Below are 14,215 nucleotides of genomic sequence, written 5' to 3'. Positions count from 1 at the left end.
CGAAATCGCAAAAGCAGGTTGGGCTACGCGAAACCTCATTGATTCTTCCATCCCGATTTCAGCCTGGTCAGCTTTATGCCATCCTTGCTCTGCCTGGACTCTGTGAGATAGTAGTAATCGTCCCTGGGAACGAAAGGCGTGGCGGCCTCGATCGCTTGCAGGCGTGTAATGAAAGATGAAGTCTGTTCAGGCACTTCAAAAAGAAATGTGGGTTGCATGAAAAGGCGGTGCCCTCCCACCGACAGGCCAAGCGAATTACGCCCTTTGCGGGCGACTTTACGAGCCTCATCTGGAGAGGGATTGGGCAGATCCTTCCACGAAAAGGCATATGAAAGATGCAGGCTCACGGAATCGACTTCCTGCCTGGGCCGGTGCTCATCCGACAACGCAAATTCCAGCGCATCGCTCAATCGGTCGCCCGGCAAGTCCCAGTTGTGAAAGATCCCCCAAACCGAGGTTGACGGTCCGAACGCGTCGAGCGCTTGCTGAAGTATGGATTCAACAATCGCCGGGTCGGTAAACTTGGTGGCGCCCAGCACGGTCAAGCGCAGTTGGGGCCGCAACTCGGAAACCGTATGGTCGCGTAAAAATGCCTGCGTCGCATCCCATGCCTGGCGAGGGTTCTGGACGCGCGGAGAGTGACCATGGGACACAGATTTGGGCGGATGATAGTACAGTAAAGGCATCAGACAGTTGCAAGTTGAACAAGTTGTCTAGAGTACCATATTACATCCATGCCAAATTCCGCGAATTGTCACTACCCTAGTCGTTGCGCATCTGCGCTTGCGAGACGTTGCTGCCCGGCGCCACGCTCTGCGTCAGCCACACATTGCCGCCGATGGTGGAGCCGGCGCCGATGGTGATGCGGCCCAGGATGGTCGCGCCGGCGTAGATCACCACGTCGTCCTCCACCACCGGATGGCGCGGCACGCCCTTGATCAACACGCCTTTTTCATCCGCCGGGAAGCGCTTGGCGCCCAGCGTCACGTGCTGGTACAGGCGCACGCGCTGGCCGATGATGGCGGTCTCGCCGATCACCACGCCCGTGCCATGGTCGATGAAGAAGCTGGCGCCGATGTGCGCGCCGGGATGGATGTCGATGCCGGTCAGCGAATGGCCGATGTCCGAGATCAGCCGCGCCAGGAACGGCGAGCCCAGGCAGTGCAGGCTGTGCGCCAGCCGGTAGTACAGTATCGCGATCGTGCCCGGATAGCACAGCATGATCTCGGCCACCGAGGTCGCCGCCGGATCGCCCGAGAACGCCGCCAACACGTCGGACACCAGCAGCCCGCGTATCGCCGGCAAGCCCGCGGCGAACTCGCGCGTGATGGCGTTGGCCTGCGCGGTCAGCGCCTCCTCGTCCGGCGTCGCCTCCTCCGAAGAAAACTGCAGGCCGCGTCGCACCTGCTCGGTCAGGCGGTTCAGGGTCGTGGTCAGCGTGTCGCCGACAAAATAATCGATGCTCTCGTCGGTCAGGTTGGGCCTGCCGTAATGGGTCGGGAACAGCGCCGCCGACAGGCCGTTGACGATGATCGTCAGCGCCTCGCGCGACGGCAGCTCGCGCACCTTGCCGTGATGACGGATGTTGTGCGTCGCTTCGCGCGACACGCGCAGCTGCTCGATCACGCTGGCCAGGTTCCAGTGCGACGGCTTGACGCCGGTCCCATCAAATGTATCGATAGTCATAATGTCTCGAATAAAAAGCGCCCATCAAAGCAGCTTAATTGCTCTCACGGCGCAAACGAAGGAAGGAATTCGTCGTTGCATATGCGCACAGCGCATATCGCGTAAAATGCCGCGTCTACCGAACAATACAACTTTAATGAATATTCTGCTGACGCTACTCCTGGCCGGCCTGACGATGGTCGGCCCGCTGGCCATCGACACCTATTTGCCGTCGTTCCCGGCCATCGCCCAGACCTTCGACGCCAGCCCGCTGCTGATCCAGCAAACGCTGAGCATGTTCCTGTTCTGCTTTGCCTTCATGATGCTGTTCTACGGCACCCTGTCCGACTCGTTCGGCCGTCGCCCGGTGATCCTGGTATCGCTGGTGCTGTATATCGTCGCGTCCATCGTCGGTGCGATGGCGCCGTCGATCGGCGTGCTGCTGGCGTGCCGCATCGTCCAGGGCCTGGCGGCTGGCGCCGGCTCGGTGGTCGGCCGCGCGATCGTGCAGGATCGCTTCTCCGGCGCCGAGGCGCAGAAGATCCTGTCGCATATCATGATGGTGTTCGGCCTGGCTCCGGCCATCGCGCCGGTGCTGGGCGGCTGGCTGCAGGTCAGTTTCGGCTGGCGCTCGATCTTCTGGTTCCTCAGCGGCTTCGGCATCCTGATGTTCGTCGCCGTGCAGCGCTCGCTGCCGGAAAGCCTGGCCGTCAAGGACCGCCATCCCTTCCATCTCGGCGCCATTGCGGCCAATTACTGGAAGGTGCTGTGCCACCACCACTTCCTGCTGCTGGCGATCGCGGTGGGCATGTGCTTCGCGGGCGTGGCGCTGTATATCGGCTCGGCTGCCTACTTCGTGATGAACATCTTGCACCTGCCGGAGACGGCATTCGCCTGGATGTTCGTGCCGCTGATCAGCGGCATGGTGATCGGCTCGGCGCTGTCGGGCAAATTCGCCCACAAGTACTCGCGCAACGCGCAGGTGTGGATGGGCTTTGCGATCATGATCTCCGCCGGCGTCATCAACGTCGCCTACAATTCTTTCTACGTCGCGGCCGTGCCGTATGCCGTGATGCCGCTGTTTATCTACTCCTTCGGCCTGGCGCTGGCGATGACGCCGCTGTCGCTGATCGCGCTGGAGTACTTCCCGAACAACAGCGGCCTGGCGGCGTCGATGCAGTCCTTCATCCAGATGCTGCTGTTCGCGCTGGTGTCCGGCCTGGTGGCGCCGCTGCTATTCGACAGCGCCCTGAAGCTGGCCTGGGGCGTGCTGGCCAGCCTGGTGATCAGCATGATCGCCTGGCTGCTGGCGTTGACCGGCAAGCCGAAAACACATTAACGATCAAGGCCAGGGCGTGGGATTCATATCGACATACTGCGCCCCGCCCTGCTCCGGCTCGCGGCCCGCCGGCAACCCGGCCGGCGCCTGAGCCGGATCGCGCAGGCCCAGTATCTCCTTGCGGCTTTCGACGAAATCCGCGCTGGACAAGGGATGCTCCTGATCCGGCCAATTCTCCATCGCCCACTGCTGCAACTGCTCGAAGCGCTGCCATAGCTCGTTGATGAACTGGCGGCGCGGGTCTTCGTTGTTCATGCTTCCTCCTGTGATCTGCTCCAGTATGTGGCAAACTCGCGCTATCGTCCGTTCGGCGCCGCACTAAAATAACATGGAACTCCACATCGTCATCGAAGGCAGGAAGGACCTGGGCGGGCAACTGTACCGCCAGCTCAGCGATTCGATCCGCAGCGGCAGGCTGGCGGACAAGCAGCAGCTGCCGCCTTCGCGCCTGCTGGCCGAGCAGCTCGGACTCTCGCGCAAGACCGTCTCGGACGTCTACACCCGGCTGACGCAGGAGCGGCTGGTGATCGGCCAGGTCGGCAAGGGCAGCTTCGTCAACGCGCCGGCGGAGGCCAAACCGCGCCGCCAGATCGCCGGCAACCTCGCCAGTTCCGCCATCGTCGCCAAATGGGATGCGATGCATACGCCGCTGCGCATCCCCTTCCCCGAAGGCCGCTCGCGCTATGAATTCATCGGCGGCTGCGTCACGCCCGGCCAGTTCCCCAACGACGAATGGCGCCGCTGCGTGCTGCACGGCCTGCGCCAGGACATCAAGGGCAGCGGCATGTACCGCCAGGCGGAGGGCATCGCCGAACTGCGCGCCGCCATCGCCCATCACGCGGCCTATGCGCGCGGCGTGGTCTGCACCGCGGCCAACGTGGTGGTCACCAACGGCGCCCAGCAGGCGCTGGACCTGCTGGGCCGCGTGCTGCTGGAACCCGGCTGCGTGGTCGCGGTCGAGGAACCGGGCTACCCCGCCGCACGGATGCTGTTCGCCAGCCAGGGAGCGCAGGTGGTCGGCATCGGCGTCGATGACCAGGGCATGCTGGTGGACCGGATCCCCGACGGCACGCGGCTGATCTACACCACGCCGGCGCACCAGTTCCCGCTGGGGATGCCGATGAGCGTGGCCCGCCGCGAGGCACTGCTGGCGCGCGCGCTGCAGATCGGCGCCATCATCATCGAAGACGACTACGACAGCGAGTTCCGTTACGAAGGCCGACCCACCGATTCGCTGCAAAGCATGGACAGGCACGGCGTGGTGGCCTTCGTCGGCACCTTCTCGAAGGTGATGCTGCCGGAACTGCGGCTGGGCTACGCGGTGCTGCCGGAGGCGGTGCTGAACGCGGTCCTCACCGTCAAGCACCTGAACGACTGGCACACCGCCACCGCCAGCCAGCACGCGCTGGCCAAGTTCATCGGCGACGGCAGCCTGTCGCGCCACATCCGCCGCTGCGGCGCGGTCTACGCCACCCGGCGCGAGCGGCTGCAATCGCTGTTTGCCACCGAACTGTCGCCATGGTTCGAACTGGTGCCGGCCAGCGCCGGCTTCCACCTCGCGGCGCTGTGCAAGCGCCCTATCGACCTGGACCTGCTGCTGCGGCTGGCCCGGCGCGCCGATGTCGGCCTGTACCCCTTGTCGAATTTTTACGCCACGACGCCGCCGAAGGCCGGCCTGTTCCTCGGTTACGGCGGCATCGAGACGCTCGACATCGACACCGCGCTGCTGCGCGTGCGCGACATTTTGCAGCAGATGGAATAAGCCTTTTCCCATGTAGCCCATGTAGAATACGGGACGAACCGTAACCAAGACTCATCACAATGCGCCTGACCTCTTTTACCGACTATTCGCTGCGCACGCTGCTCTACCTGAGCGCCAATCGGGACCGCCTGGTTACCATCCAGGACATCGCCGACCTGCATGTGATCTCGAAGAACCACCTGATGAAGGTGGTCTACCAGCTGGGCCAGTCCGGCCTGGTGGAGACTGTACGCGGCCGCAACGGCGGGCTACGCCTGGGCAAGGAGCCCAAGGACATCAATATCGGCGCCCTGGTGCGCGCCACGGAGACGGATTTCTTCATGGCCGAGTGCTTCGACCGCGCCAACGACACCTGTCCGCTGACGCCGGACTGCAAGCTGAAACACACGCTGAACGATGCCACCAAGGCCTTCCTGGCGGTGCTCGATCAGCAAACGCTGGCCGACATGCTGCCCTCCGACCCGGCCACCGCCAAGCCTGTGCGCATCATGCGTGGCGCCGCGCGCTAAGGGATGCTTTAAGCCGCATCCTGGCGCAGCTGCGGCAGCGACGCCATCAAATCCGAGAAGCGCTGCCCCTGTATCATCACATGCTCGCGCAGCAGCTGCGCGGCCAGCTCGCCATCGCCGTCGATGATGGCCTGCACCACGCCGTCATGCTCGTGATAGGACGTGGCCAGGCGGTTGCGCACCCGTAGCTGCAAACGGCGGTAAGGCCGCAGGCGCCGGTACAGATTGCGCGTCTGCTCGATCAGGAACTGGTTATGGCTGCCGGCGTAGATCGCCTCGTGGAATACCTCGTTCTTGTAATAGTAGGCATCCGTCTCCTGCGCATCGAGCGCCTCCTGGCAGGCCTGGTGCGCCGCCAGCAAGGCCTGCTGCTCTTCGCGCGTCATGCGGCGCGCGGCCAGCCGGCCACAGGTCGCCTCCAGTTCCGACATCACCTCGAACATCTCCAGCAGCTGCTGCGGCCCCAGTTCGGCGACGATGGCGCCGCGGCGCGGACGTATCACCACCAGTCCCATCGACGCCAGCTGGATCAGCGTTTCCCGGATCGGCGTGCGCGAGACGCCGAAGCGCGTCGCCAGTTCGGTCTCGTCCAGATGCTGGCCGGGCTTCAGCTGGCCGACGGCGATCATCTCTTCTATTTCTTCACGCAGCGTTGCCGAATGGGTGCTCATGGGATCTTTCAAACCTGTGTATAACATGCCTCATTATAAATGCTGAATTTCACTTGACAATGTATTCGAACGATATATTCTTGTATACACAAAAAAGATCGTTGCATATTTAGCCCACCTTGGAGGAATTATGAGCGCAGTCACCCGTAGGTCCGTCTTGGCCGCCCTGGCCGCCAGCCCGTTGTTGTTGCAACCTGCCTGGGCGCAGAACACAACGTTAAAGATTTCGCATCAGTTTCCCGGTGGCACCGTCACCGAGGGCGACTTCCGTGACCGTCTGACCCGCATGTTCGCCGCCGAGGTGGAAAAGCGTTCCAAGGGCAGCCTCAAGTTCGAGATCTATCCCGGCTCCTCGCTGATGAAGACCAACGCCCAGTTCTCGGCCATGCGCAAGGGCGCGCTGGACATGTCGCTGGTGCCGCTGTCGTACGCCGGCGGCGAAGTCCCGGAAGTGAACATCGGCCTGATGCCCGGCCTGGTCACCTCCTACGAGCAGGCCTACGGCTGGAAGAACGCGGAAGTGGGCAAGGAATTGAACCGCATCCTGCTGGAGAAAGGCGTCGTGCTGGTAAGCTGGATCTGGCAGGCTGGCGGCGTCGCTTCGCGCACCAAGCCGATCATCGATCCGGAAGACGCCAAGGGCATGAAGATACGCGGCGGCTCGCGCGAGATGGACCTGATCCTCAAGGCAGCCGGTGCCGCCGTGGTGTCTCTGCCGTCGAATGAAATCTACGCCGCCATGCAGACTGGCGCGATGGAAGCGGCGCTGACCTCCTCCACCTCGCTGATTTCGTTCCGCCTGGAAGAAGTGTCGAAGGCGCTGACCACCGGCCGCGCGGGCGCCTACTGGTTCATGTTCGAACCGCTGATGATGTCCAAGGCCGTGTTCGACCGCCTGACCAAGGAACAGCAAGCCACCATCATGGCCGTCGGCGCCGAGATGGAAGCCTTCGCGCTGACCTCCGCCAAGGCCGACGACCAGGCGGTGGCCAACGTCTACGCCAAGGCCAAGGCCAAGGTGGTAGACCTGAACCCGGCGGCGCTGAAAAAATGGCAGGCGATCGCCCGCACCACCGCCTGGAAGGACTACGGCGAGAAGAACGAAAACTGCGCCAAACTGCTGAAACTGGCGGAGAAGACGCTATGAGCCATGGAATTGAACTGGAGCCGGCCCGCGCCGCGGCGCCGCCGGACAACGCCGTCATAGCCGGCGCCACGGCGCTGCTGGCCAAGCTCAATCAGGGACTGATGGCCCTGTCCATGGTGGCGCTGGTGCTGACGGCGTGCATCCTGACCTACTCGGTGGTGTCGCGCTACTTCTTCTCCGCGCCCACCGACTGGCAGGACGAAGCCTCCGTGTTCATGCTGGTCGGCGTGACCTTCTTCTGCACCGCCTACGTGCAGTCGCATCGCGGCCATATCGGCATCGAAGCGCTGGCCGGGCTGCTGCCGGCGCGCGTGAACGCGGTCCGGCTGTTCTTCGTCGACCTTGTGTCCGCGCTGTTCTGCGCCTTCTTCTCGTGGAAATCGTGGACGCTGTTCCATGAAGCCTATGTCGACGGCCAGACCACATCGTCGACCTTCGCGCCGCCGCTGTGGATACCCTACGCGATGATGGCCGCCGGGATGACCATCCTGACGCTGCAAATCGTGCTGCAAACGCTGGCGCGCATGACCAACAAACCCCACTCGGAGCGCGCAGCATGAGCGACCTGTCCCTTGGCGCCCTTTACGGCGCCGTTACCCTGGTAGTGATGTTCTCGGGGATGCCGATCGCCTTCGCGCTGGGCGTGGTGGCCACCGGCTTCATGTACTTCTGCATGCCGCCCTCCTCGCTCGACACGATCACGCAGAACGTCTACGAGGAAATGGCGTCGATCACGCTGCTGTCGATTCCCCTGTTTATCCTGAAGGGCGCGGCAATCGGCAAATCACCCGCCGGCAAGGACCTGTACTCCGCCATCCACACCTGGATGCACAAGATACCGGGCGGCCTGGGCATCGCCAACGTCTTCGCCTGCGCGCTGTTCGCCGCGATGGCGGGTTCCTCGCCGGCGACCTGCTCGGCCATCGGTTCGGCCGGCATACCGGAAATGCGCCGCCGCGGCTACTCGCCCGGCTTCGCGGCCGGCATCATCGCCGCCGGTGGCACGCTGGGCATCCTGCTGCCGCCGTCGATCACGATGATCCTGTACGCTGTGGCCGCCGAGCAGTCGCTGGGACGCCTGTTCCTGGCCGGAATAGGTCCCGGCGTGCTGCTGGTGGTGCTGTTTGCCGGCTACGCGATGTACCGCGCCCACAAGGAATACAAGGCCGCGCTGGTCATCTACGAAAAAGGCGGCGAGAAGTCGGCCTATCTGGAAGACGAGCACTTCACGCTGGCGCAAAAGGTCGAGATGCTGCCGCGCGTGCTGCCCTTCGTCGTGCTGCTGATTGGCGTGATGATCGCGCTGTATGGCGGCTTCGCCACGCCGTCGGAAACGGCGGGCCTGGGTGCGCTGCTGGCGCTGGTGCTGCTGGCCGTTATCTACGGCGTATGGCGGCCGAAGGACTTGTCGCCCATCCTCAGCTCTTCGATCAAGGAATCGACGATGCTGCTGCTGATCATCGGCATGTCGCTGTTCTATTCGTATGTGATGAGCTATCTGCACATCAGCCAGTCGGCCGCCGCGTGGGTGGTCAGCCTGCACCTGTCGAAATGGCTGCTGCTGTCGGTGATCCTGCTGATGGTGATCGTGTTCGGTTTCTTCCTGCCGCCGGTGTCGATCATCCTGATGACGGCGCCCATCATCCTGCCGCCGCTGAAGGCCGCCGGCTTCGATCTGATCTGGTTCGGCATCGTCATGACGGTGGTGATGGAGATGGGCCTGATCCATCCGCCGGTGGGATTGAACATCTTCGTCATCAAAAACATCGCGCCGGACATCCCGCTCAAGGATGTGGTGTGGGGCGTGTTCCCGTTCCTGGCGCTGATGTTCGTGGCGGTGCTGCTGTTGTGCGTGATGCCGTCGATCGCCACCGGCCTGCCTGACATGATCATGGGAGCAAAATAATGAACTGGAATACCCTTCAACAGAACCGCGCCGCGCGATTGCAGCGCGCCGGCGCGGCGCTGGGCAGCGAGCTGGATGGCAAGAGCCTGCCGGCCGCCCGCATTGCCGACCTGCTGCATGCGGTGATCGAATGCGGCGACCGCGTTTGCCTTGAGGGGAACAACCAGAAACAGGCGGACTTTCTCGGCCACGCGCTGGCGCATTTGAATCCGGAATGCGTCAACGACCTGCACATGCTGCAGTCGGTGCTGGCGCTGCCGGAGCACCTGGACGTGTTCGAGCGCGGCGTCGCTTCGAAGCTGGACTTCTCCTTCTCCGGCCCGCAATCGGCGCGCGTGGCGCGGCTGGCGGCCGCAGGCAAGCTCAACATCGGCGCCATCCACACCTATCTGGAGCTGTTCAGCCGCTACTTCATCGACCTGCCGCCGCGCATCTGCCTGGTCGCGGCGGAAGCTGCGGACCGCCAGGGCAACCTGTACACCGGCCCGAACACCGAGGATACGCCGGCCATCGTCGAAGCCACGGCCTTCAAGCAGGGCATCGTCATCGTGCAGGTCAACCGCATCGTCGACAAGGTGCCGCGCGTGGACATACCGGGCGACTGGGTGGACTTCGTCGTGCAGTCGCCGCGCCCCTACTACATCGAGCCGCTGTTCACGCGCGACCCGGCGCAGATCTCGGAAATCCAGGTGCTGATGGCGATGATGGCGATCAAGGGCATCTACGCGGAATACGAAGTGCAGCGCCTGAACCACGGCATCGGCTTCGACACCGCCGCCATCGAACTGCTGTTGCCGACCTATGCCGAGTCGCTGGGTCTGCGCGGCAAGATCGGCAAGCACTGGGCGCTCAATCCGCACCCGGCGCTGATCCCGGCGATCGAGGCGGGCTTCGTGCAGTCGGTCCACTCCTTCGGCTCTGAATTGGGCATGGAGGACTACATCCATGCGCGGCCGGACGTTTTCGCCATCGGCCCGGACGGCACCATGCGCAGCAACCGCGCCATGTGCCAGGCGGCCGGGCACTATGCCTGCGACATGTTCATCGGCTCTACGCTGCAGGTCGATTTGCAGGGCAATTCGTCGACCGCCACCGCCGGCCGCATCGCCGGCTTCGGCGGCGCCTCCAACATGGGGGCGGACGCGCGCGGCCGGCGTCACGCCAGCCCGGCGTGGCTCAAGGCGGGACAACAGGCGCGCGAAGGCCGCAACACCATCCCGCGCGGCCAGAAGCTGGTGGTGCAGATGGTGGAGACCTTCCGCGAGCATATGCAGCCGGCCTTCGTCGAGAAGCTCGACGCGTGGGAGTTGATGGAACAGGCGAAGATGGCGATCCCGCCGGTGATGATCTACGGCGACGACGTCAGCCACATCCTGACCGAGGAAGGCATCGCCAACCTGCTGATGTGCCGCACCGACGAGGAGCGCGAGCAGGCCATACGCGGCGTGGCCGGCTACACCCCGGTCGGCCTCGCGCGCGATCACCGGATGGTGGAAAACCTGCGCGATCGCGGCATCATCCAGCGCGCCGAGGACCTGGGCATCGACAAGCGCATGGCCACGCGCGACCTGCTGGCCGCCCGCAATATGAAAGACCTGGTGCGCGCATCGGGCGGTTTGTACAATCCGCCCAAGCGTTTCCGCAACTGGTAAGGAGTCTGACATGGAAACCCTGAACTACCGATTCGAACAAGGCACGCAGCACCTGAAGGCCTCGCCGCAAGTGGTGGGCGTGGTCGGCTCCGGCAACCTGGAAGTACTGATCGAACCCGCCGAACTGAATGGCGCCTGCACCATCGAGATCACCACCGCCGCCGTCGGCTTCGGCCCGATCTGGGAGGCGGTGATGCGCGACTTCCACCAGCGCTGGCTGCTGGCCGACACCCGCATCTCCATCAACGACATGGGCGCCACGCCCGCAGTCGTCAGCCTGCGGCTGGACCAGGCGGTGCAAACCATGCTGGGAGGTTCGTGATGAGCCGCGGCGCAAGCTACCAGGAAGCGACCGCCCGCGAACGGCTGCAGCAGCTGTTCGATGCGGACAGCTTTGAGGAATTCCTGCCGCCGTCCCAGCGCGTCGTCAGCCCCCACCTGGGGCAGTTGAATGCGCCGGTGGCGTTCGACGACGGCGTTGCCGTCGGCCGGGCGAAGCTGGGCGGCGTGGCCGTCTATGCGGCGGCGCAGGAAGGTGGATTCATGGGCGGCGCGGTCGGCGAGGTGCATGGCGCCAAGCTGGTCGGACTGCTGCGGCGCGCCGTCAACGACAAGGCCGCCGCCGTGGTACTGCTGGTGGAGTCGGGCGGAGTGCGCCTGCACGAGGCCAACGCCGGCCTGATCGCCGTGTCGGAAGTGATGCGAGCCCTGCTCGATGCGCGCGCCGCCGGCATCCCCGTGATCGCGCTGGTCGGCGGTTCCAACGGCGCCTTTGGGGGCATGGGCATCGTCACGCGCTGCGCGAACGTGGTGGTGATGTCGGAGGAAGGACGGCTGGCGATGTCCGGCCCCGAGGTCATCGAAACCGCCAACGGCGTCGAGGAATTCGATTCGCGCGACCGCGCGCTGGTATGGCGCAGCACTGGCGGCAAGCACCGCTACCTGATGGGCGATTGCCAGCGCATCGTGGCCGACGACATCGCCGCCTTCCGTGGCGCCGCGCTTGATGCCGTCTCCGCACTGACCGGCGCAACTGTGGAGTTGACGCTGGAAGCGCTGGAAGCGGAGCAGCAGATGCTGGAGCAGCGCATCGCCCGCTTCGGCACCCTGCCCGATCCGGTCGACATCTGGAGCGCGATGCAGATCGCGAACGCCGCCAACATTCCGATGCTGGATGTGGATAGTTTTATCGCCGCGGCCGATCCGCGCCGCATGGGAGCATAAGCACATGGACTGGAAAAAACTGGCGGACACGCTGTTCCCGCAAGGGCATACGATCGTCGAGCACAACGATTTCCTCAGCGGCGGCGCGCAAGTGGACGGACAAGCGGTGGCGGTGATCGGCACCACCGGCCATACGCCCATCGGCGTGGAGATCGCGCTGGCGCAAGCGCAGGCCATCCTGCGCACGGTTCGCGAACATCCCGGCATGCCGATACTGATGCTGATTGATACGCAGGGCCAGCGTCTGCGTCATCGCGACGAAATGCTAGGCATCAACAGCTATATGGCGCACTTGGGCAAATGCGTGGATCTGGCACGACGCAAGGGACACAAGATCATCGGACTGGTGTACGACCAGGCGCTGTCCGGCGGCTTTATCACCAGCGGCTTGATGGCCGACGCCTGCTACGCCCTGCCCGATGCGACCATCCGCGTGATGGGATTGCCGGCGATGGCGCGCATCACCAAGGTGCCGGAGGAGCGGCTGACGGAGCTGGCGCAAAGTAATCCCGTGTTTGCGCCGGGGCCGGAGAACTATCTGCGGATGGGCGGCCTGGAAGCGATTTGGGCCGGCGACCTGGCGGCGCATCTGCGCACCGCGCTGGCGCAGCCGGCAAGCGGCGACCAGCGCAGCGCGCTAGGCCTGCAGCGCGGCGGGCGACGCCTGGCGCAACCCGTGATCGACGCTGTGATGGGCGACGGCCATGTACGCGCCGCCTGAGTCCGAGAGCCTGGCCTTGGCCACTGCGGCCTCGCAAGGGCTGGAGCGGCACATGCTGTGCTGGCTGTGCAAGGATGGCTGGCGCGACGTGCTGCGCGCGGCACAGCCGCAACATCGCATCGCCTTGAAGCTGTGGCAGGACCAGGATTGGCCGGCCGTGGTGCGGCGGCTGGACATCGGCGCGCAGCCGGACGAGGTTTGCCTCGGCCTGCCCCTGCCGCCCGATGAAGATACCGGCGAAAAGGTACGGATAGCCTTGCGCGTGCAGGTGGCGCATATCGCCAGGATGTCGCCCGCCGTACAGCTGCAGGCGGCGATACGCTCGTCGGGCCCGTGGAAGCAAGCGCTGACGGCGATGGAGCGCGATGCCGAAGCGTTGGACCTGCGCGTGTATGGCTCACTGGCGATGCAGGCCTTGACCGGGCTGCTGTATCTGTCGCCGACTTCCGATATCGATATATTGTTCCATCCGCGCGGCCGGCGGCAATTGGACGAGGGTGTGACGCTGCTGTCGCGGCATGGCGAGCGGCTGCCGTTGGATGGCGAGATCGTTTTTCCTGGCGGGCAGGCGGTGTCGTGGAAGGAATGGGGTATGGCGATGGCGCATCCGGCCAAGGTGATGGTCAAGCATCTGCATTCGGTCCGGCTGGCGGACACCGGTTCGCTGCTGGCGACGCTGGAGGATGTGTGATGGGCGCCGTCTCGCTTCGTTCCCGATCGCGCGCCGCGGCGCCGGTTGTCGCCTGCACGCGGCTTGGCCGCAGGGCCCAGGTCCGCTTCGCGCGCGAGGTCGCGCGGCTGGCAGTGGGCAGCCTGCACGTGGAGTTGTGTCTTTATCCCAAGCCCGGACTGGTGTCATTGGTAGACAATGGCAGCCATGACGACATGAATGCCGCCACCTTCATGCGCAGCCTGTTCTCGCTGCGTCACTACTTTAAAAAAATCTGCCTGGCGGGATTGAACGATGCGCCGTTTTCGCAGTTAAAGCAGTTGGGCATCGCGGCCGAAGCGGCGATGCTGAAGGCGACGCACGGCGTCAACACGCATCGCGGCGCGATCTTCAGCCTCGGCATGCTGTGCGCGACCGCCGGCCGCGCCCGGGCGCAAGGCACGCCGATGACACCCGCCGCCCTGCGCGCCGCCATGTTGATACGCTGGGGCGAGGAGCTGGCGATGCACGCCGCGCCGGCCGCGCTACCGGCGCTGAGCAACGGCCTGCGGGTCGCCGCGCAGTATTCGGTGAGTGGGGCGCGCGAGGAAGGCGCGCTTGGCCTGCCCTCCGTTTTTGAAATCGGCGTACCGGCGATGCTGGCCGCGCGCGCGCGTGGCGCCAGCATGACGATGGCGCGCATCGATACGCTGTTCGTGCTGATGGCCCACATCAGCGACAGCAACGTCTACCACCGCGCCGGACCGCAGGGCGCGCACATTGTGCGCACCAGCGCGCAACGCTTCATCGACCTGGGCGGCACCGCCTATCCCGGCTGGCATGACGAAGCGCTGGCCAGCCACCGGCTGTTTGTCCAGCAGCGGCTGTCGCCGGGCGGCGCGGCCGACCTGCTGGCCGCAAGCTGCCTGGTACTCGCCATCGCCGCACTGGACGCCGGCCAGCAATGACC

16 protein-coding genes are annotated in these 14,215 nt (G+C 64.6%); 12 read left to right on the top strand and 4 right to left on the bottom strand.

Annotated features, from left to right (window positions below; translation table 11 throughout):
* Window positions 1-35: 35 nt before the first annotated feature.
* Together ABWW33_RS21870 and epsC are read right to left on the bottom strand one after the other, a co-directional pair.
* Entirely contained in the window at window positions 36-686 is a 651-nt protein-coding gene (locus ABWW33_RS21870; RefSeq protein WP_353403746.1) for a hypothetical protein, read from the bottom strand.
* Window positions 687-762: 76 nt separating this feature from the next.
* Complete coding sequence (gene epsC, locus ABWW33_RS21865; RefSeq protein ID WP_176651389.1) at window positions 763-1,686, bottom strand: serine O-acetyltransferase EpsC; 924 nt, start codon at window positions 1,684-1,686, stop codon at window positions 763-765.
* A 136-nt stretch (window positions 1,687-1,822) separates the two neighbouring features.
* Here epsC and ABWW33_RS21860 point away from each other — a divergent pair, with 136 nt between their 5' ends.
* On the top strand, window positions 1,823-3,004 hold the full coding sequence (locus ABWW33_RS21860; protein WP_176651390.1) for a multidrug effflux MFS transporter: 1,182 nt from the start codon (window positions 1,823-1,825) through the stop codon (window positions 3,002-3,004).
* A 3-nt stretch (window positions 3,005-3,007) separates the two neighbouring features.
* Here the strand turns inward: ABWW33_RS21860 and ABWW33_RS21855 are convergent, their stop codons facing one another.
* Window positions 3,008-3,259 carry a hypothetical protein gene (locus ABWW33_RS21855; RefSeq protein ID WP_353403745.1) on the bottom strand — a complete coding sequence of 84 codons (252 nt, stop codon included), beginning with the start codon at window positions 3,257-3,259 and terminating at the stop codon, window positions 3,008-3,010.
* 73 nt (window positions 3,260-3,332) lie between these two features.
* Here ABWW33_RS21855 and pdxR point away from each other — a divergent pair, with 73 nt between their 5' ends.
* Together pdxR and ABWW33_RS21845 are read left to right on the top strand one after the other, a co-directional pair.
* Window positions 3,333-4,766, top strand: a complete 1,434-nt coding sequence (gene pdxR, locus ABWW33_RS21850) for a MocR-like pyridoxine biosynthesis transcription factor PdxR (RefSeq protein ID WP_353403744.1) — start codon at window positions 3,333-3,335, stop codon at window positions 4,764-4,766.
* A 59-nt stretch (window positions 4,767-4,825) separates the two neighbouring features.
* Complete coding sequence (locus tag ABWW33_RS21845; RefSeq protein ID WP_353403743.1) at window positions 4,826-5,275, top strand: RrF2 family transcriptional regulator; 450 nt, start codon at window positions 4,826-4,828, stop codon at window positions 5,273-5,275.
* Window positions 5,276-5,283: 8 nt separating this feature from the next.
* Here ABWW33_RS21845 and ABWW33_RS21840 read toward each other — a convergent pair whose 3' ends face one another.
* Window positions 5,284-5,946 carry a GntR family transcriptional regulator gene (locus tag ABWW33_RS21840; protein ID WP_176651394.1) on the bottom strand — a complete coding sequence of 221 codons (663 nt, stop codon included), beginning with the start codon at window positions 5,944-5,946 and terminating at the stop codon, window positions 5,284-5,286.
* 130 nt (window positions 5,947-6,076) lie between these two features.
* On the opposite strand from ABWW33_RS21840, the gene ABWW33_RS21835 reads away from it, so the two are divergent.
* The 9 genes from ABWW33_RS21835 to mdcB are packed head-to-tail and all read left to right on the top strand — an operon-like array spanning window position 6,077 to window position 14,213.
* Window positions 6,077-7,093, top strand: a complete 1,017-nt coding sequence (locus ABWW33_RS21835; RefSeq protein ID WP_176651395.1) for a TRAP transporter substrate-binding protein — start codon at window positions 6,077-6,079, stop codon at window positions 7,091-7,093.
* Window positions 7,090-7,653, top strand: coding sequence for a TRAP transporter small permease (locus ABWW33_RS21830; protein ID WP_353403741.1), 564 nt, complete (start codon window positions 7,090-7,092; stop codon window positions 7,651-7,653). The genes ABWW33_RS21835 and ABWW33_RS21830 overlap by 4 nt, the downstream gene beginning before the upstream one ends.
* Window positions 7,650-8,999, top strand: coding sequence for a TRAP transporter large permease (locus tag ABWW33_RS21825; RefSeq protein WP_176651397.1), 1,350 nt, complete (start codon window positions 7,650-7,652; stop codon window positions 8,997-8,999). The genes ABWW33_RS21830 and ABWW33_RS21825 overlap by 4 nt, the downstream gene beginning before the upstream one ends.
* Complete coding sequence (gene mdcA / locus ABWW33_RS21820) at window positions 8,999-10,651, top strand: malonate decarboxylase subunit alpha (protein ID WP_353403739.1); 1,653 nt, start codon at window positions 8,999-9,001, stop codon at window positions 10,649-10,651. The genes ABWW33_RS21825 and mdcA overlap by 1 nt, the downstream gene beginning before the upstream one ends.
* 10 nt (window positions 10,652-10,661) lie before the next feature.
* A complete protein-coding gene (gene mdcC / locus ABWW33_RS21815; RefSeq protein WP_176651399.1) occupies window positions 10,662-10,973 on the top strand; it encodes a malonate decarboxylase acyl carrier protein in 312 nt (103 codons plus the stop codon).
* Window positions 10,973-11,875 carry a biotin-independent malonate decarboxylase subunit beta gene (locus ABWW33_RS21810; protein WP_353403738.1) on the top strand — a complete coding sequence of 301 codons (903 nt, stop codon included), beginning with the start codon at window positions 10,973-10,975 and terminating at the stop codon, window positions 11,873-11,875. The genes mdcC and ABWW33_RS21810 overlap by 1 nt, the downstream gene beginning before the upstream one ends.
* A 4-nt stretch (window positions 11,876-11,879) precedes the next feature.
* The gene (gene mdcE / locus ABWW33_RS21805) at window positions 11,880-12,596 is read left to right on the top strand and encodes a biotin-independent malonate decarboxylase subunit gamma (protein ID WP_176651401.1); all 717 of its coding nucleotides are present in this window, start codon (window positions 11,880-11,882) and stop codon (window positions 12,594-12,596) included.
* Window positions 12,580-13,287 carry a malonate decarboxylase holo-[acyl-carrier-protein] synthase gene (gene mdcG / locus ABWW33_RS21800; RefSeq protein WP_353403737.1) on the top strand — a complete coding sequence of 236 codons (708 nt, stop codon included), beginning with the start codon at window positions 12,580-12,582 and terminating at the stop codon, window positions 13,285-13,287. The genes mdcE and mdcG overlap by 17 nt, the downstream gene beginning before the upstream one ends.
* On the top strand, window positions 13,287-14,213 hold the full coding sequence (mdcB, locus tag ABWW33_RS21795; protein ID WP_353403736.1) for a triphosphoribosyl-dephospho-CoA synthase MdcB: 927 nt from the start codon (window positions 13,287-13,289) through the stop codon (window positions 14,211-14,213). The genes mdcG and mdcB overlap by 1 nt, the downstream gene beginning before the upstream one ends.
* Window positions 14,214-14,215: the final 2 nt, after the last annotated feature.

Source organism: Duganella hordei, assembly GCF_040369125.1.
Lineage (GTDB): Bacteria > Pseudomonadota > Gammaproteobacteria > Burkholderiales > Burkholderiaceae_D > Rugamonas > Rugamonas hordei.
The sequence above is the reverse complement of the archived record's forward strand: the minus strand, read 5'-3'. Positions and strand labels throughout refer to the sequence as shown.